Consider the following 24,296-nt stretch of genomic DNA (forward strand, 5'->3'; position numbering starts at 1 on the left):
GGAGCATCGCATGACGGAGCACATCCCGACCCGACAGTTGAAATTCTATGTCACTGCCGAGGCCCCCTGTCCGTATCTTTCGGACCGGATGGAGAAGAAGGTGTTCGCGCACCTGCCATTCGCGGACGGGGCCGATGTCAATGATGCCCTGTCCCACGCCGGTTTTCGCCGCAGCCAGAATATCGCCTATCGACCGGCCTGCGAGAAATGCGCGGCCTGCGTTTCGGTGCGTATCCCCGTGGGACTGCACACACTCAACCGCACGGACCGCAAGATCCGCAGCCGCAATGCCGATCTGGTACGGACGATTGTCGATCCCGTAGCGACAGAAGAGCAATACGACCTGCTCAAACGCTATCTGTCCGCCCGCCATCCCGAAGGCGGTATGAACGAGATGTCCGAAAGCGATTTCGTGACCATGATCGAGGACAGCAGCGTCCGCACGCATGTGATCGAATACCGGTTACCGGTTGCCGATGGTGGGCGTGGCCCGCTTGTCGGCTTTGCCTTGATCGATGTCCTGTCCGACGGTTTGTCTATGGTATACAGCGCCTTCGATCCCGAAATGCCCAAACGCAGCCTGGGGCGAAACACGGTGCTGGACCACATCGATCAAGCCCGGCGCGTCGGCCTTGCGTACCTATACCTCGGCTATTGGGTGAAGGGGTCGCCCACGATGGATTACAAGGCCAGCTACCGTCCCCTTGAGGGACTGACCCTTTTCGGCTGGCAACGCCTGGACCAACTCTAGCTCAAGGGTACGGATGTCGATTGCGGCTGATAGGCCGCAGCCTCTCGTTCAAAGGCGATATCGCGGCCACACGAAAACTCGATCAGCGCCGCGATCCGGCGTTCGATCGGCGGATGGGTGGCAAACAGACCGGAAAATCCGCTCTTGTCTGCTGTGTTGTCCAACAGCATTCCACGCAGTTCCTCCGGCGCTTTGATGGCTGAAACGCCTGACACTTTGCGCAGGGCCGAGATCATCGCGTCAGGATTTTTCGTCAGTTCTACGGCCCCAGCATCGGCCACATATTCGCGTGTGCGTGATAGGGACATACGGATCACAATAGCCAGACCGTAGCCGATAACGCCGATCGCAAGGCCGATCAGCATCAGGGGCACGGCGTTCTTGCTGTCCCCGCCCCTACGCCCCCTGCCAGAGTGGAAAAGCGCGCGGAATATGATCTCGGCAACAACACTGATGATCCCCGCAAAGATCGAAGCGATCACCATCGTGCGTACATCGCGGTTCAGAATATGTGTCAGTTCGTGCGCCAGCACACATTCCAGTTCGTCACGATCCAGTCTTTCCAGCAAGCCACGTGTGACCGTCACACAGTACTGGCCATCATGCAGACCTGAGGCATAGGCATTCAGTGCGTGGGTCTCGATGATGCGCAGGGATGGCATGGTGATCCCGCGTGAAATGCACAGGTTCTCCAGCAGATTATAAAGCTGCGGTTCGGCTGTGCGACTGACAGGGCGCGCGCCGGTTATGGCATCTATCAGCGACTGCTGGCCGAAATAGGCGATCGCGAACCAGATGACCGCCCCCAGCAAGGCCACGGGGATGCTGCGCAGGCTGTTGTCCGCGGCAAGCACAAGATCGTCCTGCAGAGCGCCGCCGGAGCTTCCAATCAAGCCCCAGCTGATCGCCAGAACATTGACGGCGAAGACGAGCATGACCAGCAGAACCGGAAAACCGGCCAGAAGCAGCGCGGAACGGGCATTGTTCTGCCAGATGAAGGTCTTGATGCCGACCGCAGGGCCGAAACCTTTCATCACCGTATCAGAACTTCACCGTAGGCGGAGCAGAGTTCAAGGCCGCCCTTTCTTCGGAACCCACATCGAAGAAGGCTTTGTCCGTACCGAAACCGAACATTCCGGCGAAAAGAACGGTCGGAAACTGACGGCGGGAGGAGTTGAACTCGTTGATGGCGTTGTTGAAGAAACGACGCGCAGCAGCCAGCTTGTTCTCAATGTCCGACAGTTCCAGTTGCAGCTGCTGGAAGTTGGTATTCGCTTTCAAGTCCGGATACGCCTCCGAGACGGCAAACAGGCGGCCCAGAGCCCCCGTCAGCATGTTCTCGGCCTGTACCTTATCATCCAGCGTACGGGCACCGGCGGCAGCGGCGCGGGCCTGGGTTACCGCGTCCAGCGTGCCCTTTTCATGCTCGGCATAGCCTTTCACCGTCTCGACGAGATTGGGAATCAGGTCCTGACGTTGCTTCAGCTGCACGTCGATGTCGGCGAAGGACTGGTTCGCGGCCTGGTCCAGCGCGACCAGACGGTTGTAGGCCCCGATAACCACAAACGCCAGAATGGCGATGATGGCGACTACGACGATCAAACCCAGCATCAAAACGCTCCCCTATGCCTGACGGATAGCGGGAGTATGCGGGCTCGTTCTGCCGTTTGATAGTGACAAATCAGACAGAAGAGCCCGCCTTTTCGGGATTAGCGGAATTTGCGCATTCCGCGCGGTCCCTGACGGCCCGCACCGGCGCGCTTGCCGAGCCAGTCGCGCCAGTCATCCCACTTGCGCTTGCGACCGCCACCATCGACCCATTCCGGACCGGTTTCGGCGTTGAACACAGCCACGTCGGCCAGTCCGCCCTGTTTGAAGTTCTGCAGCTTCACGCCCTTGCCACGGCCCATTTCAGGCAGTTCGGCAATCGGGAAGATCAGGGTCTTGATGTTATCGCCGATGGTGACGACGTGGTCGCCATTGACGCGCAGCATGGACTTCATCTCGCCGTTCAAGACCTGCTTGCCGCCGCGCTTCTGGGCCAGCAGATCGTTTTCCGGTGCCACAAAGCCGTAGCCAGCCGTCGATGCGACAAGAAGCTTTGCATTAGGTTCGTGCGCTACGACATTGATAATATCGGCCTTTTCATCAAGGTCGATCATCAGGCGCAGCGGCTCGCCGTGACCACGTCCCGACGCCAGCTTGTCGGCACCGACCGTAAAGATACGGCCATCCGATGCCCCGATCAGCAGCTTGTCGGTCGTATAGGCGGGCACGAGGAAGGCCAGCTTGTCGCCTTCCTTGAATTTCAGTTCAGACGGATCATCGACCTTACCCTTGGCCGCGCGGATCCAGCCACGCTCCGACAGGATAACGGTGATGGCCTCACGCGGGATGAAGGCTTCGGGCGCGACAAAGGCCGAGCTATCGACCGCGTCCGCCATGACCGTGCGGCGCGGCGACAGCATGGCCTTGCGAACAGCCTGCAGTTCCTTGCCGATGGCCTTCCACTGTTTAGCTTCGGACGAGGTCAGGGCCTTAAGGCCAGCCAGCTCTTCGGCCAGTTTGTCGTATTCCTGCTGGATGACCATTTCTTCCAGACGGGCCAGCTGGCGCAGGCGGGTATCGAGAATGAAATCGGCCTGAACTTCCGTCAGGTTGAAGCGCGCGATCAGGGTCGCCTTGGGATGCTCGTCCTCGCGGATGATGCGGATGACCTCATCCAGATTGAGGAAGGCAATACGCAGACCTTCCAACAGATGCAGGCGCTTCTCGATCTTCTCGATGCGCCATTGCGAGCGGCGGTTCAGAACCTCGCGACGGTGGTCGAGGAAGGCCCTGAGGCATTCCTTGAGGCTCATGACGCGCGGCGTGCCCGTGGCATCCAGCACGTTCATGTTGATAGGGAAGCGGGCTTCCAAATCGGAGAGCTTGAACAGGCTCTCCATCATCATTTCCGGCTCGATCGTGCGGTTCTTCGGCTCGAGGATCAGACGGATGTCCTCCGCCGATTCATCGCGCACATCGGCCAGCAACGGGGCCTTCTTGTTCTCGATCAGGTCGGCCAGCTGTTCGATCAGCTTGGATTTCTGGACCTGATACGGGATCTCGGTGAGGACCACGCGCCAGACGCCGCGACCGAGGTCCTCGGTCTCCCACTTGGCACGGACGCGTACGCCGCCACGGCCCGTCTCATAGGCTTCGCGGATGGATGCCGCGCCCTCGACCGAAACACCGCCCGTCGGGAAGTCCGGCCCCGGCACGAACTGCATCAGGTCGTCGGTATTGGCTTCCGGCTTGTCCAGCAGCAGTTGGCAGGCGTCGATCAGTTCGCCGACGTTATGCGGCGGGATCGAGGTCGCCATACCCACGGCGATGCCCGACGAACCATTGGCCAGCAGGTTCGGGAAACCGGCAGGCAGAACAACCGGCTCTTCGTCCTGATCGTCATAGGTCGGGCGGAAATCGACGGCATTCTGGTCGATGCCTTCCAGCAGCAGAACAGCGGCGGGCGTCAGCTTGCATTCGGTGTAACGCATCGCCGCGGCGCTATCGCCGTCGATGTTGCCGAAGTTCCCCTGACCGTCCACCAGCGGGTAACGCTGGGCGAAATCCTGGGCCAGACGGACCAGGGCTTCATAGATCGAGGCGTCACCGTGCGGGTGGTATCCACCCATGACCTCACCCACCACCTTGGCGCATTTACGCGCCGCAGACTGCGGGTTCAGGCGCATCTGGTGCATGGCGTACATGATGCGGCGGTGAACGGGCTTGAACCCGTCACGCACATCCGGCAGCGCACGGTTGGTAATCGTCGACAGCGCGTAGGCCAGATAGCGGCGCGACAGCGCCTCGGCCATCGGTTCTTCGACGATGCGGCCGCCATTCGGCGGAGTGGTGTGAACGGTCATACGATTTCGAATCGGAGATCAGAGGCCGGAAGTCTAGCCCGTTTGCGCAACCGCTTGGGGGTTATGGACGAAAAGCGGTGTCTTTCTTGTTGTGCCACGCCGAAAGACGGGCCTGAACATCCGCCATTATGTCGGCATAGAAGAGGTTGTAGGGCTTTGCCTTGCGCCGGTCGGTCCAAGCACGCTGCTCGCGAAACGATTCCGACTTCAGCGGTGTATTGCGCAAAAAGCCGTCGCGGCACTGGGCCGCCACAGCGCGGTCAATAAAGGCCGGACGGACGCCCCATTCCAGTCCCGCCGCATTGGCAGCGCCCAGATGGCGTCTAGGATCGGTCTTGAGCATGTCGTCAGCACCGGAAACCGGATTTACGCAGATGATTGGCCGGTCCCCCGATTCCACCAGACGCCCTTTGTCGTCCCAGAACAGGGCGCGGCGTTGCCTACGCGAGACGACGCCCGTTGTCCCCTCGTCCACCATCGACCAGGCCAGCAGACATCCGCTGTCCTCGCGATTTGAACAGATAGGCAGCGCAATCGCATCTTTCGGAACCATTGCGTCAATCATATAGGCCGCGACCAGCCGCTCCTTGAGTGCCGCATCCCGGGCCACCCGATCACGTAAAAGGCGCGCCAGAAGTTCAGCACCCTGTTCGACACCGGCCAGAACGATCGGGCCATCCGGATGGAGCGCCAGCCAATGCTCGAATGCATCTTCGACATCGCCATAGGCAAAGGCACGGGCTTCACGCGCGTCTTCACGGAGTGTCAGGCGGCTATACAGACTGCCTTGCCGGTACAGCGGAGCAGAGACATTGCCGGCGATGGCAAAGGGTGCCGCGAAATTCGGCAGAACAATCTGTTCCAGATAGGCGTCGGCCTTTGCATCGCCGATAGGCCCGTTCCACTCCTTGCCGCCGTCAAAGGTTGTGGAATGCAGGAAGAAGACCGAGGCATCACCCGAACCGGGAGTACTGGCATTACGCAGTGCCCAGGCCGAACTCTTGGCATAATCCGGTGCCGCAGGCGGCGTATACGTCTGGAACGGCACCTGGGGATCAAGTGCGGCCCGCAGGATATCACCGCGCCAGACCGCCAAGGCGACAAGCAGCAGGAGCAGCAGCGCGAATAGCGACAGCCTGAACCAACGCTTGAAGCTTGGACGCTTGGACATCAGCGATAAGGATCCTCTGTCGCCAGAAAGTTCTGCACATACCGTCGGACGCCTTCTTCCAGCGGCGTTGACTGGCCGTCGTAACCCAAGGCCCTCAGTCGATCCATGCGGGCTTCGGTAAAGTACTGGTACCGGTCGCGGATCGAAACAGGCATGTCGATATAGGCGATCTTCGGCTCCTTGCCTGCGGCGGCAAAGGTGGCCTTTGCCAGATCGGCAAATGAGCGGGCGCGCCCTGAACCTGCGTTAAATACGCCATTGATTTCAGTGCGCTGCAAAAGCCAGTTGATGATCGAGACAATGTCGTCAACGAACACGAAGTCACGCAGCTGGCCCCCGTCGGCATAGTCAGGACGGTGGGATTTGAACAGGCTGACCGTCTCGCCCGCGGCAACCTTGGGCCAGATCTGCGCAATGACGGATTTCATCCCGCCCTTGTGCCCTTCATTGGGCCCATAGACGTTGAAGAACTTCAAACCCGCCCACTGGGACGGTGCCCTGCCACGTCCCGACTGGCGGACAGCGTATTGATCAAACAAATATTTTGAATAACCATATGCATTTAGAGGACGAAGTTTAGACAGGCTGTCAAAATCATCGGCATCCTCAAAGCCCTGCTCCCCATCGCCATAGGTGGCGGCAGAAGAGGCATAGATCATGCGGACCTGATGCGCCGCGCACCAGTCCCATATGTCGCGTGACAGGGTGAAGTTGGTGCGCATGATCAACTCGGCGTCCGGTTCGGTCGTCGAGGAGATCGCCCCCATATGGATGATCGCTTCGATGTTTGCGGCGTGGTGATCCAGCCGCTCGAACATCTCTTCCGGCTCCCAGAAGTCAGCGATCGGGTGTTTGGCAATATTCTTCCACTTGCCAAGATCAGCCGTTTCCAGGCGGTCGCAGACGACGACGTCCCACGTTCCGGCCTCGCAGAGACTGGCAACGATGTTGGAGCCGATAAATCCTGCACCGCCCGTTACAACGATCATACGCGGGCTCATGCGGTCTTCTCCGAACCGGACTTCATTTTCTCGATGGTGCGCGTTGTGGAATAGCCGTCCTCGAAACTGGCCAGACGCACCTCCCCGCCCCAGCTTTCGACCTCCACAGCGCCGACCACCTGCTCCTTGGTGTAGTCGGAGCCTTTGATCAGAACATTCGGGCGCAAACGGTTGATCAAATCCAGTGGCGTCTGCTGGTCGAAATAGGTCACGGCATCGACGCTGGCCAACGCACCGATAACGGCCGCACGACTGTCCAGGTTGTTCACCGGTCGCGTCGGCCCCTTGAGAGCGCTGACAGAGGCATCCGTGTTCAATGCAACCACTAGGCGGTCGCACCAGCCACGGGCCTGCGCCAGATAGGCCACATGGCCGCGGTGCAGGATATCGAAGCAGCCATTGGTAAAGCCGACCTTCAATCCATCAGCCTGCCAGCGTGCCACCTGGTCGGCGAGTGCTTCAACCTCGTACAGGTCATTGGCAGAGACGCGGCCGCCCCGCGTACGTTCTGCATCGATCAGTTCGCGCGGCGTGACCACGGCAGTACCGGCCTTACCCACGACCACACCCGAGGCGAGAATCGCGAATTGAACGGACTGTTCGAGTGACAGCCCCGCAGCCAGACCGAGGCCGAGTGCGGCCAGTGCCGTATCGCCCGCCCCCGAAACATCGAAAACCTCACGCGCGCGACCGGGGAAATGAACCACCTTGCCACCGCGCTGGATCATGCTCATGCCCTTGCCGGCACGTGTCACCACAACGGCGCGTACCGTTGTGGTGTCGATCAAAGCGGCCAAGGCACGCTCTACTTCCTCGTCCGTCCCCACAGGCAGGCCCGTCGCCGCAGAAAGTTCGCTGGCGTTGGGTTTGATCAGATCGACAGAACCGTAACGGGCAAAGTCGGTGCCCTTGGGATCCACAATAAGGGGTGCGCCTGTGCTCTTGGCCGCTTCCAGCGCCAGAGCGATCACGCCATCGTTGACCACGCCCTTGGCATAGTCAGAAAGCAGAATGGCGCCACAACCCTCGAACACCGTCGGGTCCGAGTAAGAGGCCCCGGAGGTGGCCTCCTCGTCCAGACGCAGCAACTGCTGGCCTGACGACACGAAACGGGTTTTGACGATGGTCCCGGCATCTTGCGGACGGGAGAGTACATCCTCGATGCGGGCTTCGTCTGCAATCAGCGCGGCCAGTTCGTCACCGGCAGCATCCGAACCCGCGACCGCGCCCAATCGGGCCGTCGCACCAAGGGCGGCGATATTTCGCGCCACATTGCCCACTCCGCCCGGCATGGAAACCGAGCGGCGGGTCTTCAGAACCGGAATGGGCGCTTCCGGTGATATTCGACTGACCTCGCCATACACAAAGCGATCGAGCATCAGGTCGCCGACACAGGCGACCTTGATGCCTTTGATACGCTCCAGAAGGTTCTGGAGCTCTGCGAGATCAAAAGAGCGTTCAGCCATAATGCCGAACTAACGGATTCCTGCCGATCAGGCCACAGGGCCCTTGGCACCAACCTTGATTGCCAGATCATCAAAGGCAATCAATTCGGCAGCCAAAGCCTCGAACTTGTCCAGCGGGACCATGTTCGGGCCGTCAGACGGGGCATTGTCCGGATCTTCGTGGGTTTCCATGAATACGGCGTCTACGCCGACTGCCACGGCCGCACGGCCGAGAATCGGTACGAACTGACGCTGACCGCCCGAAGACGTTCCCTGGCCACCCGGTTGCTGAACGCTGTGCGTGGCATCGAAGACCACAGGACAGCCGATGGACTTCAGCTCGGGCAGGGCGCGCATATCGCTGACCAAGGTGTTGTAGCCAAAGGATGCGCCGCGCTCGCAGGCCATGACGTTCGGATTACCGGCGCCGGTAATCTTGGCGATGACGTTCTTCATGTCCCAGGGAGCCAGGAATTGGCCCTTCTTGACGTTGATCGCCTTGCCTGTGGCCGCTGCGGCCAGAAGCAGGTCGGTCTGGCGGCAAAGGAAGGCCGGAATCTGCAGCACATCGACCACTTCGCCGACCGGACCGCACTGCGCCTCGCTATGAACATCCGTCAGGGTCGGCAGGCCATAAGTCTCGCGGATTTCCGCAAAGATCGGCATGGCGCCGGCCAGGCCGATACCGCGCGCGGCATTGGCGCTGGTGCGGTTCGCCTTGTCGAAGCTGGTTTTGTAGATGATGCCGACATCCAGGCGCTCACCGATCTCTTTCAGGCGGTGGGCGGTTTCCAGGGCATGCTGGCGGCTTTCCATCTGGCACGGACCGGCGATGAAAACGATGCGGTTGCCCCCACCGATCACGACGGGCTTGGCCAGACCTTCGGACAAGGTGATGACGGAGTTGGGTTGGGTCACGGCGTAACTTTCAATCACGAGTCAGCGCATTGCTGCGCCACAGTCAGGCGTTAGGTGGCGTCACATGCGGCAGAACGCAAGTTATCACGCGCTCACCTTTGGTGACCACACTGACACAATCATTTCGCAGCCGCTCCCGTTTGATCATGTTAGGTGTGACAGATGACCCAATCTGCAGCGCCCGTCATTACCGCCGCCGAACTGTCCGCCATCCTCGACCAGCCCGATCTGCGCATTATCGATGCCAGCTTCTGGATGGATAAGCGCGATGCGCGCATCGATTTTGTCGAAGCCCATATTCCCGGCGCTGTGTTCATCGATATCGATGAGGTGTCGGATGCCGCTTCATCGCTGCCGCATACCTTCCCGTCGGCTGAACAGTTCGCCACGGTCCTTTCGGCGCACGGTATCGCAAACACGCATCGCATCGTGGTCTACGACACACAGGGCCTGTTTTCGGCAGCACGTATGTGGTGGATGCTGCGGGTCTTTGGCGCGGAAAACGTACAGGTGCTCAGCGGCGGGCTGCCGTACTGGATTCGCAGCGGCCATCGCGTGCAGAGCGGTCAAGGACCCGCCCTGCCCCCGGCCCGGTTTGTACCGACGCTGGATGCACACGCCGTCGCCTCTATCGACGATGTACGCTCAGCGCTGGGCACAGACACGCAGATCATCGATGCCCGCAGCGCGGCCCGCTTCAACGCCGAAGTGCCCGAGCCACGCGAGGGTCTGAGAAGCGGCCATATGCCCGGCGCACTCAACCTGCCTTACAGCACGCTGCTTAACGCCGATGGCACGATAAAAGGCGGCTCCGAACTGGAAGCCGCCTTCAAGGAAATCGGTGTAGATTTCGATCGCCCCGTCATCACCAGCTGCGGTTCGGGCGTTACCGCAGCCATCCTGACACTGGGTCTGGAAATACTGGGCAAGCCGTCGCGCATCTATGACGGGTCATGGTCGGAATGGGGGAGCCGCAAGGACACCCCCATCGAACCCTAGGCCGTCACCGTTTCAGGTTCCGGCTCGGCATCCGGCGTATCTTCCTCGCCGCGCGACACCAGGGTCGCCACGACCAGATCGCCCGAGACGTTCAGCGTGGTACGGCACATATCCAGGAAGCGGTCCACGCCGAGGATCAGGCCGATACCTTCCGGCGGAACGCCGACGATACCAAGGATCATGGCCACGACCGGCAGCGAGCCCGCAGGAACGCCCGCCGTACCAATACCGCCAAGGATACAGATCATCATCACGATGAACTGCTGGCCAAGGCTGAGGTCCACACCGAAGAACTGGGCGAGGAACAGCACGGTCACGCCTTCGAACAGCGCGGTACCGTTTTGGTTGGCCGTCGCACCGACGGTCAGCACAAATCGGGAAATCTTGCGCGGCAGGCCCAGCTTTTCTTCAGCGACGCGGAGCGACACAGGCAGGCTGGCATTCGAAGAGGCGGTCGAGAACGAGACCACGACAGCTTCACGGATATCCTTGAAGAAGGTCACCGGGTTGCGGCCACCCATGCTCCATATCAGCAGCGGGTAGACGACGAACATGTGGATCGCCATTGCGCCGACGGCCACACCGACGAAGGCGGCAAGGCGCAGCAGCAGGTCCCAACCGAACAGCGCCGCCAGATTGAACATCAGACAGGCAATCGCATACGGGGCCAGTTTGATGACGAGGCCGATCAGCTTCATCATCACCTCGAAAACGCCTTCCAGCGATTTCAGCAGGTGGTCGGTCGCGCTGTTGCGCACCATGACAACGCCGATACCGAAGAGCATGGCGAAGACCATGACCGGCAGGATTTCATTGTTGGCAGCCGCAGCGAACACGTTCGAGGGCACGAGATCGAGGAAGAACTCGCCAGCCGTCGAGCCTGCCTTGGCGTTCTCGACGATACCGGCAGCACCGGCCTTGCCCTGATCAAGCAGTTGTTGCGCCACCGCGGGATCAACGCCGTCACCAGGACGGAAGATGTTGACCATCACCAGACCGATCAAAACGGCCACGGCAGAAACGAAAACGGTAAAGGCCAGGCTCTTGAAGCCCGCGCGCCCCAGAACCTTCAGGTCGCCCATCTCGGCCACGCCGACAACCAGCGCCGAGAACAGAAGCGGCAGCACCAGCATGAACAGCAGGCGCAGGAAAAGCTGACCAATCGGGCCGGTCACATTCGTGGTGACCCACTGGACCCACTGCGTATCGCCACCCACCGTTGTGTTGACCACCAGGCCGCCGGCAAGGCCGACGGCAAAGCCGATCAACATCAACACGTGCATTGGTAGGCCGCGCTTCGATGCCTGATCCATGAATCCCCCTTACAAAACTGGATTATGCCGCCTAGCGGATAGGCAAGCCGTAAATCAAGCCACCCTGAGCGGAGCTCCATTGCGCATTCAAACCCCGCTCCAAATCAAGCGGAGATTGCGTACCGATGTTCTTTTCGAAAATCTCGCCATAGTTGCCTTCGGCCGCGATGGCATCACGCGCCCATGTGCGGCCAAGACCAAGGCGGGGACCAAAGTCACCCTCGTATCCCAGAAGCCGTTGTACGGCCGATGCGCCCTCACCCTCTTTGATGGTCTTGGCGGTCGCCTTGGTCACACCCAATTCTTCCGCGGAAATCAGGGCATTCAAGACCCATCGAACCACGGCGGCCCACCGCTCGTCGCCCGCGCGGACAACGGGTCCCAGTGGCTCTTTGGAGATCACCTCGGGCAGCACAACATGCTGGCGCGGATCCGACATCAGGCTGCGTGCGGCGGCCAGTGCGGACACATCCCCGGTCAATGCATCACAGCCCTCGCGTGCATAGATCTGGCGCGCTTCTTCCTCGCTGGAAGCAACCACAGAGCGAACATCAATTCCGCGTGTACGGAAATAGTCCTCGGCATTTAGTTCGCTTGTTGAGCTTCCGTGGACACAGATGCGGGCACCGTTCAATTCGGTCGCGCTCGACAAATTCAGTGCACGGCGAACAAGGAAACCCTGCCCGTCGTAGTAATTGATTCCCGCAAACACGAGATCGCCACCCGTATCGCGGCTCATGGTCCATGACGTGTTGCGCCAAAGCACATCTACGCGCCCCTCTTTCAGGGCGTTGAACCTCTGCGCGGAAGACAGTGGAATATAGCGGACAGCGTTCGCGTCCCCCAGAACCGCCGCTGCCGTCGCGCGGCAGAAGTCGACGTCAAAGCCGCGCCACTGCCCGCGATTATCCGTATAGGCGAACCCGACCAGCCCTTCGTGTACCCCGCAAATCAGATGCCCGCGGGCCTTCACACGCAGCAAGGTGGGGCTGGAATGGACGATTTCCGGCAAGTCACTGGCGGCGGCCGGGACCGAGGTCTGCTGCTGCGGGTCGGCCTCCGGTTTACAGCCGGCCAGCACCAGACAGGCCGCGAGTGTCGCAAAACCCAGCGCCCGACACGCTACCGACGTAACTTGCATACCAAATCTCCTGCGGCCGCTTGCGTCCGTGCCTCTTTAGACCTCTGTATGCGGCAAGCTGCAACCCGGGATAACGATGAACGCCCCCAAGGATAAAGACCATAGTCTGGCGACCCGTATCATTTCGCCTGCGACCGAACGCGGACGCGGGCGTCGCCCTGTCAATCCGCCGGTCGAACGCGCATCGACCATGCTGAACGACGATCCGGCGCGGATGAACAATCCCTCCGACGGGCCTGTCTATGGATTGGATGGCGGCACGGCAGCACGACAGTTGCGTCGCATACTGGCCGATATGGAGGGCGCAAAGGACAGCTATATCGTGCCATCGGGTCTGGCCGCCCTTACGGTCCCGTTGTGCGCAGTGCTGCGTCCCGGTGAAGAGATACTGTGTACGGACGCCGTATACGGTCCCACGCGTCGTTTTCTATCCCGACACCTGGGGCAGCGCGGCGTCACCGCCCGGTTTCATCCAGCCGCCTTCACGGCCGATCAGATCATTGCCGAAATCGGCGAGCGAACCCGTGTGGTGCTGATCGAAGCCCCCGGGTCGCTGACCTTTGAAATGGTCGATATCGCTGCAATCGGGCGTGCCTGCCGCGAGCGGGGCGTCATTACCGTGGTGGACAACACATGGGGCGCCGGTCTGGCCTATCGCCCTCTGGAGCATGGTCTGGACATCAGCGTGCAGGCACTCACCAAATATGTGGGCGGCCATTCCGACATTCTGATGGGCAGCATATCGGTCGCCGACAGCAGACTGTCGCAATCGATCTTCGAGACAATAGACGACAACGGCTGGCACGTTTCACCGGATGATGCGTGGCTGGCCTTGCGCGGCATCCGCACCCTGCCCATACGCTATCGCACCCAGTTCCAGTCCGCTCTTAAAGTCGCCCGATGGCTGGAGGCGCAGGACGAAATCGCCGAGGTGCTTTATCCGCCCCTGCCATCTTCCCCCCATCACGAGCTGTGGCGTGAACAGTTCGAGGGCGGCGCTTCTCTTTTGGGTGTGGTGATGAAGGGCGGAAACCGTGCGGACGTTCATCGTTTCATGTCGGCCCTGTCGCTGTTCGGCATGGGCTATTCGTGGGGCGGCTTTGAAAGTCTGGTATCCAATGACACCGCGCAGTTGGAATGGCGCATTCACCAGCCAGCCCTCGCGGGTGAAATCCTGCGCTTTCACATAGGTCTGGAAGACGTTGATGACCTGATTGCCGATCTAGACCGTGGACTAATGGCGTGGCGCGGCTAAAGCCGGGTTTACGCCCTTACTGACGGGGTTCAGACTTCGACCATCCGATTCCCGCCCTGTGATGTCTTGATGCCAACCTTCTACGAGTTCTTCGCTGGCGGCGGCATGGTGCGTCAGGGCCTTGGCCCGGACTGGCGCTGTGTCTTCGCCAACGACTTCGATGCCAAGAAGGGCCTGTCCTATCAGGCGAACTGGGGCACGGGCGGAGAATTGCGCGTCAGCGACATCCGTGACGTTGCAACAGACGATCTGCCCGGAAGGGCCGACATGTGCTGGGGCAGCTTCCCCTGTCAGGATCTATCACTGGCGGGATGGGGCAAGGGATTGGCCGGCGAACGCTCGGGCACTTACCACGTCTTCTGGTCGATCATCGAACAGCTCCGCGCCGAGGGCCGCGCCCCGCGCATGGTCGCCGTGGAAAATGTCTGCGGCGCGCTCAGCTCCCGAGGGGGCGCGGACTTTATCCGCATCTGCCAGAGCTTTGCCGACGCGGGCTATCGTTACGGCGCGCTGGTCGTGAATGCCGAGCAATTCGTACCCCAGTCACGACCTCGTCTGTTCGTGATCGGTGTGGCCGAGGATGTCACCATCCCCGACGAGCTGGTCAGTGCGGAGCCCGTACCGCCATTCCACAACGCACCGCTTCGCCGTGCCGCCGGCAAACTGCCGGACGACATTCTGGCCTCGATGATATGGTGGAACCTGCCCACGCCTCCACGCCGTCCCTATGACTTCGTGGACATCATCGAAGACCGCCCCAAAGGCGTAGAATGGCATTCCGCGGAAGACACCCGGGCACTTCTGGCCAAGATGTCTGAAGTCAATCTTGCCAAGGTTACTGCGGCCAAGCGTTCGGGGCGGCGTATGGTGGGCGGCATATACAAGCGCACGCGTCGCCTGCCCGATGGCACCAAGGTTCAAAGAGCCGAGGTCCGCTTTGACGATATCGCCGGCTGTCTGCGAACCCCCTCTGGCGGTTCAAGCCGCCAGATCATTATGGTCGTGGATGGCCGCAGGGTCCGCACACGCCTGATATCGCCGCGGGAAACCGCGCGGCTGATGGGCCTGCCCGACAGCTATCGCCTGCCAAAGAACTATAACGACGCCTATCACCTGACCGGAGACGGCGTGGTGGTACCTGTCGTCGAACATCTGGCGACCTACCTGTTCGAGCCTTTGCTGGGCGAGCGGATGGCAGGCGACGAAAAAATACCCGGCGCGATGGAGCGCCGGGTGAAAGGTATTCGGTGATGGTGGGTGTCTCTAGAAATTCAGAGAACACCCCTAGATCGTTCCGTTTTGGTTAACAAAAGCTTAACGGTAAAGATTTCCTTACCAATCATCTACATATCGACGGGGATCCACGTCGTTTGCACAGCATTTCCCCCAAGATCTCGCGTAATCAACCACCCTCCGTTGACCGGGCGGGCTCCTGATTCCCCGCCGATGCCGGGGAACTCATAATGCTTGCCTTCTATGCCGATCGAGACCGGTCCCGCCCCATTGGTCACCAATGACCAGCGCCCGTTCGCATCGGAACGCGTGGAATAGGTCTCTGCTCCAATATCGACACGGACATTCGCGGAACTTTTTGACCGTCCCGAGAAAATCAAAACCGCGCCATCGCTATCCACCGCGTCCAGAGGACCGCTCGTGCCTACCCTCCGGCTGGCCTCGCCATTGATGAGGGTGATGGCCAACGGCCCCGGGCTGGCCAAAAGATAGACCTCACCCAAACCGTCCACGAAGGTCTGACCGATCTGGGAGCGTGGTTTCAGCCATAGACCCGAAGGCGGAACATTCAGGCTGATATCGAATCGTCCATCCTGGTCGGCATTGCCCGCGTGCACAGAACCGCCAGCCTCGGCAAAAACCACGCGGCTGTACGGCTCGGCCTCTCCGAGCAGAACAACCCTGCCATCGCTCCAGCGCGCCTCGGTGATCGACGGGGGGCGCTGCCATTCGGATGCATTGGACGCCGTTTCGCTGGGGCGCGGCTCATCACCCCCGCATCCCGTCAGGCCGACCAGCGTGAAAATGGCAGCGCAGGTCAGGGTTTTGGCCAATACGCTACGTTTCATCTTTCAAAGCCCTGCGAATTCTCTTCTAGATTGCTGCATGCCCCATTAAATGGGGAAAGTCTTTCTATCCCCCCAAATTCGAGTGTCATGACTGAACTTAAAAACACTGTCGCGCCCTATGATGGACAATCGGTCTGCCTGTTCTGCGCATCGTCTGACGGCGTAGACCCGATCTATCTGGAGTCTGCCCGCGAGTTCGGTCGTCGTACCGCCGAGGCGGGCTGGCGTCTGGTTTACGGCGGTGGCGGCGTTGGCCTCATGGGCGGTGCCGCACGTTCTGCACACGAGATTGGCGGCCGTGTCGTGGGTATCATGCCGGGCTTCCTGCGCAGCCGCGAGCGCCTTTTCGACGAAGTGGAAACGGTGGTCGTCGAGTCGATGCACCAGCGCAAACAGATGATGTACGACGAGTCCGACGTCTTCGTCGTGGCCGCCGGTGGCATCGGCACTCTGGAAGAAGTTGTCGAGCTTCTGTCGTGGAAGCGCCTCGACCTGCACGCCAAGCCTGTGATTTTCCTGAATATCAATGGCTTTTGGGATTCATTCTTCCAACTGGTGGAAGATACGGTCAAGGCCGGCATGACCCCGCCCAGCTTCCTGAAGGCCTATACGGTCGCCAACTCTGTAGACGAGGCCATTGCCCAGATGCTGGCAGCGCGTGAGACACCTGAAATCCGCCACGATCCACGTGCCCCTGCGACAAACTGATCATAGATCACAGATCGACGTTCAGTTAGGTTGACAGTAGCTAAAAAAGACGCACAACTCCCGCCCAGAGGCCCAGACAAGGGCCCTTGGTTCAGGAGATAATCTATGCGCGCCCTTACCCTCGCGGCCGTCGTTCTGTTCGCCACTCCGGCTTTTGCCGATGCACCGGCAACCCGTGCAACCCTGGTTGACGCCAGCACGGCACCGGCCAACCGCATCATCATCGATGGTGCCAGCTGGAGCTGCAACGGCGCGGAATGCACTGCCAGCGGCGGCTCGGCCCAACCGGCTACCCGCGCATGCCGTCGTGTTGTCGCCCGCATCGGCAAGGTTTCGGCCTTTGCCTACAAGGGTCAGGAACTGACCGCCGAACAGATCGCGGCCTGCAACGCCTAAGCGACATCTGATCGATATAGAAAAGGCCGCTCCGGTTTGGAGCGGCCTTTTTTGTTGGCTTGCCCTGAAGATCAGGCGGTCTCGCCCTTCAGGCGGGCAACCAGCTTGTCGCGGCTGATCATCGGCACGATCGCGCCCATGTCCGGGCCGTGCTGCTGGCCGGTCAGCGCCAGACGCAGCGGCATGAACAGGCCCTTGCCCTTGGCGCCCGTCTCGGCCTTCACGGCTCCGGTCCAGACCGACCACACATCGGGGGTGATCTCTTCCGGCAGCAGCTTCAGGGCCGCTTCGGCGAAGGCGGCATCCTCGATCACCGGAGTGATCGGGCCGTTGATGATGGCGGCCAGACCGACAACATCCTTGAAGAAGTGCAGGTTCGGACGCACGGCGTTCCAGAAGGCTTCGCCCAGATCGACGCCCAGTTCGGCCAGACGCGGCTTGGCGGTGGCGTAATCCATAGCCTGCAACGCCTGTGCGTTCAGACGGCCCAGATCGGCTTCGTCATAACGTGCGGGCGAGCGGCCCATCTTGGAGAAGCTGAAGCTTTCGCCCAGTTCCTTCAGCGAGCCGGCGATCTCGAGGTTGTCCGAGGTACCGATCTTGCCTAGGTGGCTGGTGATGGCCAGCGGCTCATAGCCGTCGTTGCGCATGTCGATGATCGACAGCGAGCCCAGACGCTTGGACAGGGCCGAACCGTCAGCACCGACCAGCAGCGGCATGTGCGCGAAACCCGGAACCTTGGCACCCAGCGCCTCGAAGATTTCGATCTGCGCGCCGGTGTTGGTCACGTGGTCTTCGCCACGGATGATATGGGTGATCTCCATGTCGATGTCATCGACAACCGACGGGAGGGTGTAGAGGAACAGGCCGTCCTCGCGGATCAGCACAGGGTCCGACATCGAGGCGGTGTCCACCTCGGCGTGACCACGCGCCAGATCTTCCCAGGCGACGCGTTTGCCTTCCAGCTTGAAGCGCCAGTGCGGACGGCGGCCTTCAGCCTCGTACGCAGCCTTTTCCTCGTCCGTCAGGTTGAGAGCGGCACGGTCATAGATCGGCGGCAGGCCGCGCGACAGCTGCACCTTGCGGCGACGGTCCAGCTCTTCGGCGGTTTCATAGCAGGGATACAGACGGCCAGCGGCCTTCAGCTTCTCGGCGGCGGCCTCATAGGCGTCGAAACGTTTGGACTGGTTGTAGCGCTCGTCCCATTCCAGACCGAGCCACTTCAGATCGATCTCGATGTTGTCTTCCGACTCCTTGGTCGAGCGGACCAGATCGGTGTCATCGATACGCAGAACGAAGGTGCCACCCTGCCCCTTGGCGAACAGCCAGTTCACCAGAGCGGTGCGGACATTGCCGACGTGGAGTTTACCCGTGGGCGACGGAGCGAAACGGACCTTAACGGACATGGTGGCCTTTGACCTCGAATTGAGGCGGTTAGGTCGCGCTCCAGCCCCGCGAAGTCAAGGCGCGAGGACGATTATTGCATCTGTCCGATGGTCTGAAACGAAGAACGGCCACCGAACCCATGCTCGGTGGCCGTTCCTGATCGTTCAGTCGTCGCGGTGAACGCGCTCGCGGCGTTCATGACGTTCCTGCGCCTCAACCGACAGCGTGGCTGTCGGACGGGCTTCCAGACGCCCAAGGCCGATCGGTTCGCCGGTTTCCTCGCAATAGCCGTAAGACCCATCCTCGATGCGGCGCAGCGCCTCATCGATCTTGGAAATCAGCTTGCGCTGTCTGTCACGGGTACGCAGTTCCAGCGCACGGTCGGCTTCGGATGATGCCCGATCCACAAGGTCGGGATGATTTTCGGTCTCTGATTTAAGATTGGAAACCGTTCCGCGTGCTTCGAGAAGGATATCTTCCTTCCACTTGAGCAGCTTGCTCTTGAAATAAGCCAGCTGCCGCTCGTTCATGAACGGCTCGTCTTCCGAAGGACGGTAGGTCACCGGCTCTTCACGGACCAAAGAAGCGGTTGCGTTCATTGGTTTAACGCTCGTTTCCATCGCGCCCCCCTGTGGCGCAGTCCGGCGTATATTCAACGTCGTATTATGTAGCAATCCCATTCGCGTTTCCGTGATACGGCAAAGCTTTCCGTATCAGTGGATAACGCAACCTGCTCAATCCAGGATTGCAACGCCGGACCTGAGGCTAGATTACGGAAAACCCTAACCTATCAGACTTTACGGGCCTCGGCTTTTGCAAGCTCCACAGCCGCGCGCAGGTCTATTTGGTCTAACACAGATTTAAGATTGGGTTCTTCGTTGCCGTCGCGCGATTCAGCCATAGCGCGTGCGAGGGACTGCAAATTGACGCTTTGCGACTCACCGCCCAGCAGCGCCAGTTTCAACTCGTCCAGGCGGTCCAGCAGGTTGTTTCCGCGACGGATGGCACGGCGACGGCGCTCCGTCGCATCCTCGACACCTTGCAGGGCCATGAGCGCCGAAACACCCGTAACGCCCCCTGCGGCGCTGGCCGCACTGGCTGCTGCCGCAGGCGCTGAACCCTCAGAGCCTGTCAGGCTAAAGCCCGCGCCCGAACGCGTCGACGGACGAGACGTCGGGGTTGTGGACGGACCACCTACTCCATTGACCTTCATCAGCCTAACTCCTGCCTACCCCTGCAAGCTCTGCCATGAGCCTGAAATCTTGGTTAATGCCCCGGCACTTTTTGCCGCCACAGCGCCCCTGATTACCAACCGTCCATTGTAATTGCTGTACAATTTTTACGGCACAAACTTCGCATGGTTAAGAGCGAACGCCAAACAGGGACGCCTGTCGAATGCAGAAGTTTCTTACCACCTTTATGGCTCCGATTGCAGCCTTTGCGATCATGGCCATTTCCTCACCGGATACGGCTGTTGCCCAGTCGCGCATCAAGGATGTCGCGACGGTCGAAGGCGTCCGCAGCAACCAGCTCATGGGATACGGACTGGTGGTCGGCCTGAACGGCACCGGGGATTCCCTGCGGAACTCTCCCTTCACCCGCCAGTCGGTCGAAGGGATGATGGAACGTCAGGGCGTCAACATCCGTGGAACCACCGCCAACACCAAGAATGTGGCGGCTGTGATCATCACGGCCGAGCTGCCACCGTTTGCAGTTCCCGGTTCACGACTGGATGTGACCGTTTCGGCGATGGGTGACGCCAAGAGCCTTTTGGGCGGCACACTGATGGTCACCGCGCTTCAGGGTGCTGACGGTCAGGTCTATGCCGTTGCGCAGGGCGCAGTGCAGACAGGCGCGGTATCGGCCTCGGGCGGTTCGGGATCGTCCATCACGCGCGGCGTACCGACGGCTGGCCGCATTGCTTCGGGCGCTGTTGTGGAACGCGAGACAGGCTTCAACCTCCAGAATATGGATATCCTGCGTCTGGCCCTGCGCAATCCCGACTTCACCACCGCGCAAAGGGTTGCGGCATCGATCAATAACGCTTTCCCCGGCACCGCCCATGCCGAGAACGGCACTGTGATCGCCCTCCGCGCGCCTCAGGGGCAGTCGATCGCCAACTTCATCAGCAGCGTCGAGAACATGCCCGTCGAGGTGGACAGCCCCGCCAAGGTGGTCATCGACGAGGTCAACGGCGTGATCGTGATGGGCGAAGCGGTCCGTGTCTCCACGGTCGCGATCGCACAGGGCAATCTGACCGTTTCGGTTCAGGAAAACCCCAGCGTCAGCCAGCCCAACCCGTTCAGCAACGGCCAGACGGTTGTCACCGCCCAGTCGTCGGTACAGGTGGACGAGGAAACCGGCCGCCAGATGCGCATTGTGGGAAGCAAGACCTCCCTCTCCTCGCTGGTCAACGGCCTGAACGCACTGGGCGTCAGCCCACGCGACATGATCTCCATTCTCCAGGCCATCAAGGCCGCAGGCGCGCTTCAGGCCGATATCGAGGTGATCTGATGGAAACCAATCCGCTCAATGCCCTCGCCATACAGTCTGCCGGGCGTCTTGGCCGCCCTGAGGATGACGCATCACACGCCCAAATGCGCAGGGTCGCGGTCGATTTCGAAGCGACCCTGCTGTCCCAAATGCTGAAGCCGATGTTCGAAGGGCTGAAATCCGACGGTCCATTCGGCGGCGGTGCCGGTGAAGAGATGTGGCGCGGCTTCCTCGTCGAGGAAATGGGCAAACAGGCCGCTCGCTCCGGCGGTATCGGCTTGGCCGACAAGGTAATGGCCCACATGCTCAAGGCACAGGAAGGTCTGGTTTGATGCTGGATGAAGAAATGGCAGGCTTTCAGGTCCGCAAACTGATCCAGCTGACAGACGGGCTGACCGAGCGCCTGCAAACGGAGCTGGACCTGATCCGTTCGAACAAGGCTGCCGAAATCGCCAACGGCATGGTGCAGACCGCCGATCTGGCCAATGAGTACCGCCGAGAATCCGCACGGATCAAATCCGACCCCGGTCTGATCGCCAATGCTCCTATGGAGCTGAAAAAGGCGCTCGTCTCGGCGACCGAAGCCTTTGACGAAGTTCTGGCCAAACATTCCGAAGCCGTAGAGGCCGCCCGACAGATATCCGAAGGGCTGGTTCGCACCATCGCCAACGAGATCGCCGGTCAACGGGCAATGGGTACGGGATACGGTGCATCCGGCCATGCCGTTTCAGGCGATGGACGGGCCGTGGCGATGGATCGGAAGGCCTGATCAGACAAGCTTTGCCATAATTCATTGCGCAGCTTTGATACCAGCGGCATTCTAGAGGCCTAAGTTCAGCCGAGAGTTTCGATTCCCAGCCTATGTCTCTCGCCCCGCGCCTTCTGGGTCTGGCATTCTCTGCCGCAGACTCCCTCATTGAACTGGATGCAAAGGGCGTCGTGCGATTTGCATTGGGTGCCGGTCCTTCCGCGTCCATGCCGATCGCATCGTGGGTAGGACGTGAACTTACCGATCTCCTGACACCCGAAACGGCTGCAGAAGTCAGGGCCAACCTTGGCGCACTGAAACCCGGCCACCGCAGCACGCCCCTGGCCATCCACATACCTTGCGGTCAGGGCGTTGTACGTCAGGCCAGCCTGTTCGCTTTCAAACTGCCAGAGCTGGCACCGGCGGTCTCCTGTTCGCTGACCTATACGGATCGTCTGGCCGCGCCCCAGCAAGCTGCGGCACCGGCATCCGAGATTACCGACGCCCAGGAACTGCTGGCGGACCTGCGTCAAACTCTGAGCCAGAAATCCGGCACCGAGCTTGAGCGGATGTCCCTGTCATTTGTGGATGTCAGCGGCATAAACGCCATACCCTCAGACAAGCAGGCCTCGCTCTACGCCGGAATATTCTCGGTTCTGAAATCCAACTCGATTGACGGATCCAGCGCAGGCCGGATTTCGGATTCCCGCTACGCCCTCGTTCGCGATAACGACAATGGGCGCGACATCGAGGCCGAAATCCGTGCCGTGGGCGAAGAAGCCGGAATACCCCTGTGCGCATCCTCGCAACAGAACAGTCTGGGCACCGACGCGGCGGCGGCGCTGCGGGCGATGCGTTTTGCAATCGAAGCCTGCCTACGCGACGAAGGCCTGGAGCATCCAGCGGCAAACTTTGCCAACACGCTGGACCGCACCCTCAAGGATGCGGAGCGTTTCCGCTCTATCGTGCGCGACCGCAATTTCAGCCTGCACTATCAGCCGATTGTGGATCTCAAAACCCGCTCGATCCACCACTATGAAGCCCTGACCCGCTTCCCCAACTCTGCGGGTCCGGCACCCGCCATCCGTATGGCCGAGGAGTTGGCCCTGATCGAAGGCTTTGACCGCTCGGTCGCAGAAATGGCCATACATCGTCTGCGCACCCTGGGTCAGGGTCAGCTGCGGGTGGCGATCAATGTTTCGGGCGCTTCCCTTTCCAGCGATGACTACGTGACGGCCCTTCTGGCCATGACCGCATCCGCGCCCGAGGTCCGCAGTCGCCTGATGGTCGAGGTCACGGAAACGGCCGCCCTTGCAGAGATCGCATCGGCCAATCGACGTCTGAATGCCCTTCGTGAAGTGGGTATCAAAATCTGCATAGACGATTTCGGCGTGGGATCGGCCAGCTTTGACTATCTGCGCGGACTGAATGCCGACATCGTCAAGATCGACGGTTCCCTGATCCGCGACATCGGTCTCGAGACGCGCAATCGCACCCTGATCAGCCACCTTGTCGATCTCGGCAACTCTCTGGGGCTCGAAACCGTGGGTGAGATGGTCGAGACAGAGGAACAGGCCCGTATACTGGCCTCTCTCGGCGTAAACTATGCCCAGGGCTGGCTGTTTGGCCGCGCCGAGGCAGAGCCGCGCACGTCGCTGGGTGCACCTGTTGTCGCGAGGCGCAAGGGCGTTACCGAAAGCTGGGGCTAAGGATTATTATCCGATAGATCCCGACGGCATTGGTGCCGAAATCGGCACGAAAGCATTTCCGTCAGTCGCGGGAGCGACGCACGTCGCGGGCGTCACGCGTACGGACGGGGACGCGCTTGGGCTTTGGCTGAGCGGCATGGAGCACCATAAGCAGCGTGGCGGACAACAGGGTTGCGGCGGCCAGGGCGCTGATCATGATGTTCGAGCCTCCTCTACAAATGTGCTCGTGAAGAATGATGGGGTCTGGTTTCGGCAGGCGCAAGTCCAAAACGTGGTTATTTCCCGAACGGAACCTTCGCCGCCCTTGGGAAGAAGGTTGCCTGCACCTATGTAGTCGCCATGAGCCAGCCGCACCGCCAAACCCTGACATTCGCCATTCAGACCCCTGAAGAGCGGGGGCAGGCACAGTCACGGCGCGACGAAGCCACGGCCCGTATCGAGCGCGAGACAGGCATTACGCAGGAGCTGATCGATCGGCTGGTCGATACCTTTTACGGTCGTGTTCAAAACGATGATTTGATCGGGCCGGTATTTGCAGACGTCATCGGCGACTGGACCCCCCACCTGGAGCAGATGAAGCTGTTCTGGTCCTCGGTAGCGCTCTCGACCGGCGTCTATCAGGGCCGCCCCATGCCAAAGCATCTAAAGCTGCCCATAGATGCGCGGCACTTTGATCGATGGCTGCATTTGTTCGAAAGCACTGCCTCCGACATTTGCACGCCCGTTCAGGCTGAGCACTTCATGGTGCGGGCACGTCGCATTGCCCAAAGTCTGGAACTGGGCGTTGCCAGTGCCAATGGTGTCCTTCTCGACAACGGCGAGCGTTATCGTGGCACTGGTCAGGTTTGGACACCTGAATAGTTGCGACGG

Annotated in this window: 25 protein-coding genes; 11 read left to right on the forward strand and 14 right to left on the reverse strand. The window is 60.6% G+C overall.

What is annotated here, in order from left to right:
* Positions 1-10 precede the first annotated feature (10 nt).
* The gene (locus B3H86_RS10690) at positions 11-751 is read left to right on the forward strand and encodes an arginyltransferase (RefSeq protein ID WP_292053709.1); all 741 of its coding nucleotides are present in this window, start codon (positions 11-13) and stop codon (positions 749-751) included.
* Here the strand turns inward: B3H86_RS10690 and B3H86_RS10695 are convergent.
* The 7 genes from B3H86_RS10695 to kdsA form a co-directional block, all read right to left on the reverse strand.
* Positions 748-1,785 carry a M48 family metallopeptidase gene (locus tag B3H86_RS10695; RefSeq protein WP_292053712.1) on the reverse strand — a complete coding sequence of 346 codons (1,038 nt, stop codon included), beginning with the start codon at positions 1,783-1,785 and terminating at the stop codon, positions 748-750. The genes B3H86_RS10690 and B3H86_RS10695 overlap by 4 nt on opposite strands.
* 7 nt (positions 1,786-1,792) lie before the next feature.
* On the reverse strand, positions 1,793-2,362 hold the full coding sequence (locus B3H86_RS10700) for a LemA family protein (RefSeq protein ID WP_292053715.1): 570 nt from the start codon (positions 2,360-2,362) through the stop codon (positions 1,793-1,795).
* Between the two features lie 98 nt (positions 2,363-2,460).
* The gene (parC, locus tag B3H86_RS10705) at positions 2,461-4,662 is read right to left on the reverse strand and encodes a DNA topoisomerase IV subunit A (RefSeq protein ID WP_292053718.1); all 2,202 of its coding nucleotides are present in this window, start codon (positions 4,660-4,662) and stop codon (positions 2,461-2,463) included.
* A gap of 61 nt (positions 4,663-4,723) precedes the next feature.
* A complete protein-coding gene (locus tag B3H86_RS10710) occupies positions 4,724-5,833 on the reverse strand; it encodes a DUF3089 domain-containing protein (RefSeq protein ID WP_292053720.1) in 1,110 nt (369 codons plus the stop codon).
* Complete coding sequence (gene rfaD, locus B3H86_RS10715; RefSeq protein ID WP_292053725.1) at positions 5,833-6,834, reverse strand: ADP-glyceromanno-heptose 6-epimerase; 1,002 nt, start codon at positions 6,832-6,834, stop codon at positions 5,833-5,835. The genes B3H86_RS10710 and rfaD overlap by 1 nt, the downstream gene beginning before the upstream one ends.
* Positions 6,831-8,300, reverse strand: a complete 1,470-nt coding sequence (rfaE2, locus tag B3H86_RS10720; RefSeq protein WP_292053728.1) for a D-glycero-beta-D-manno-heptose 1-phosphate adenylyltransferase — start codon at positions 8,298-8,300, stop codon at positions 6,831-6,833. The genes rfaD and rfaE2 overlap by 4 nt, the downstream gene beginning before the upstream one ends.
* A gap of 27 nt (positions 8,301-8,327) precedes the next feature.
* The gene (kdsA, locus tag B3H86_RS10725; protein WP_409450218.1) at positions 8,328-9,212 is read right to left on the reverse strand and encodes a 3-deoxy-8-phosphooctulonate synthase; all 885 of its coding nucleotides are present in this window, start codon (positions 9,210-9,212) and stop codon (positions 8,328-8,330) included.
* A 147-nt stretch (positions 9,213-9,359) separates the two neighbouring features.
* On the opposite strand from kdsA, the gene sseA reads away from it, so the two are divergent.
* On the forward strand, positions 9,360-10,196 hold the full coding sequence (gene sseA, locus B3H86_RS10730) for a 3-mercaptopyruvate sulfurtransferase (protein WP_292053733.1): 837 nt from the start codon (positions 9,360-9,362) through the stop codon (positions 10,194-10,196).
* Here sseA and B3H86_RS10735 read toward each other — a convergent pair.
* Together B3H86_RS10735 and B3H86_RS10740 are read right to left on the reverse strand one after the other, a co-directional pair.
* Positions 10,193-11,479, reverse strand: coding sequence for a dicarboxylate/amino acid:cation symporter (locus tag B3H86_RS10735; RefSeq protein WP_292053736.1), 1,287 nt, complete (start codon positions 11,477-11,479; stop codon positions 10,193-10,195). The genes sseA and B3H86_RS10735 overlap by 4 nt on opposite strands.
* 61 nt (positions 11,480-11,540) lie before the next feature.
* A complete protein-coding gene (locus tag B3H86_RS10740) occupies positions 11,541-12,650 on the reverse strand; it encodes an amino acid ABC transporter substrate-binding protein (protein ID WP_292053739.1) in 1,110 nt (369 codons plus the stop codon).
* Between the two features lie 76 nt (positions 12,651-12,726).
* On the opposite strand from B3H86_RS10740, the gene metC reads away from it, so the two are divergent.
* A complete protein-coding gene (gene metC, locus B3H86_RS10745; RefSeq protein WP_292053741.1) occupies positions 12,727-13,905 on the forward strand; it encodes a cystathionine beta-lyase in 1,179 nt (392 codons plus the stop codon).
* Between the two features lie 69 nt (positions 13,906-13,974).
* Complete coding sequence (locus B3H86_RS10750; protein ID WP_292053744.1) at positions 13,975-15,156, forward strand: DNA cytosine methyltransferase; 1,182 nt, start codon at positions 13,975-13,977, stop codon at positions 15,154-15,156.
* Positions 15,157-15,248: 92 nt separating this feature from the next.
* Here B3H86_RS10750 and B3H86_RS10755 read toward each other — a convergent pair whose 3' ends face one another.
* A complete protein-coding gene (locus B3H86_RS10755; RefSeq protein WP_292053747.1) occupies positions 15,249-15,986 on the reverse strand; it encodes a hypothetical protein in 738 nt (245 codons plus the stop codon).
* Positions 15,987-16,073: 87 nt separating this feature from the next.
* Between B3H86_RS10755 and B3H86_RS10760 the strand changes: the two genes are divergently transcribed.
* Both B3H86_RS10760 and B3H86_RS10765 read left to right on the forward strand, forming a co-directional pair.
* Complete coding sequence (locus B3H86_RS10760; RefSeq protein ID WP_292053749.1) at positions 16,074-16,694, forward strand: TIGR00730 family Rossman fold protein; 621 nt, start codon at positions 16,074-16,076, stop codon at positions 16,692-16,694.
* A 105-nt stretch (positions 16,695-16,799) separates the two neighbouring features.
* Positions 16,800-17,090, forward strand: coding sequence for a CC_3452 family protein (locus B3H86_RS10765; RefSeq protein ID WP_292053752.1), 291 nt, complete (start codon positions 16,800-16,802; stop codon positions 17,088-17,090).
* Positions 17,091-17,161: 71 nt separating this feature from the next.
* Here B3H86_RS10765 and gltX read toward each other — a convergent pair whose 3' ends face one another.
* From gltX to B3H86_RS10780, 3 genes are all read right to left on the reverse strand, one after another.
* Positions 17,162-18,496: a glutamate--tRNA ligase gene (gene gltX, locus B3H86_RS10770; protein ID WP_292053755.1), complete on the reverse strand. Its 1,335-nt coding sequence runs from the start codon at positions 18,494-18,496 to the stop codon at positions 17,162-17,164.
* 144 nt (positions 18,497-18,640) lie between these two features.
* Positions 18,641-19,075: an RNA polymerase-binding protein DksA gene (gene dksA, locus B3H86_RS10775; protein ID WP_292053758.1), complete on the reverse strand. Its 435-nt coding sequence runs from the start codon at positions 19,073-19,075 to the stop codon at positions 18,641-18,643.
* Positions 19,076-19,266: 191 nt separating this feature from the next.
* Positions 19,267-19,689 (reverse strand): flagellar assembly protein FliX, encoded by a 423-nt coding sequence (locus tag B3H86_RS10780; protein ID WP_292053760.1) that lies wholly within the window; start codon positions 19,687-19,689, stop codon positions 19,267-19,269.
* A gap of 182 nt (positions 19,690-19,871) precedes the next feature.
* On the opposite strand from B3H86_RS10780, the gene B3H86_RS10785 reads away from it, so the two are divergent.
* From B3H86_RS10785 to B3H86_RS10800, 4 genes are all read left to right on the forward strand, one after another.
* Positions 19,872-20,990, forward strand: coding sequence for a flagellar basal body P-ring protein FlgI (locus B3H86_RS10785; RefSeq protein ID WP_409450216.1), 1,119 nt, complete (start codon positions 19,872-19,874; stop codon positions 20,988-20,990).
* The gene (locus B3H86_RS10790) at positions 20,990-21,301 is read left to right on the forward strand and encodes a rod-binding protein (protein ID WP_292053763.1); all 312 of its coding nucleotides are present in this window, start codon (positions 20,990-20,992) and stop codon (positions 21,299-21,301) included. Before B3H86_RS10785 ends, B3H86_RS10790 begins: the two co-directional genes overlap by 1 nt.
* Positions 21,301-21,738, forward strand: a complete 438-nt coding sequence (locus tag B3H86_RS10795; protein WP_292053765.1) for a flagellar basal-body protein FlbY — start codon at positions 21,301-21,303, stop codon at positions 21,736-21,738. Before B3H86_RS10790 ends, B3H86_RS10795 begins: the two co-directional genes overlap by 1 nt.
* A 92-nt stretch (positions 21,739-21,830) precedes the next feature.
* The gene (locus B3H86_RS10800; protein WP_292053769.1) at positions 21,831-23,426 is read left to right on the forward strand and encodes an EAL domain-containing protein; all 1,596 of its coding nucleotides are present in this window, start codon (positions 21,831-21,833) and stop codon (positions 23,424-23,426) included.
* A gap of 61 nt (positions 23,427-23,487) precedes the next feature.
* On the opposite strand, the gene B3H86_RS10805 is transcribed toward B3H86_RS10800, so the two are convergent.
* The gene (locus B3H86_RS10805; RefSeq protein WP_292053771.1) at positions 23,488-23,622 is read right to left on the reverse strand and encodes a hypothetical protein; all 135 of its coding nucleotides are present in this window, start codon (positions 23,620-23,622) and stop codon (positions 23,488-23,490) included.
* 143 nt (positions 23,623-23,765) lie between these two features.
* On the opposite strand from B3H86_RS10805, the gene B3H86_RS10810 reads away from it, so the two are divergent.
* Positions 23,766-24,287 carry a group III truncated hemoglobin gene (locus tag B3H86_RS10810; RefSeq protein WP_292053773.1) on the forward strand — a complete coding sequence of 174 codons (522 nt, stop codon included), beginning with the start codon at positions 23,766-23,768 and terminating at the stop codon, positions 24,285-24,287.
* Positions 24,288-24,296 lie beyond the last annotated feature (9 nt).

Origin of the sequence: Brevundimonas sp. UBA5866, assembly GCF_002432125.1 — a bacterium.
GTDB lineage: Bacteria > Pseudomonadota > Alphaproteobacteria > Caulobacterales > Caulobacteraceae > Brevundimonas.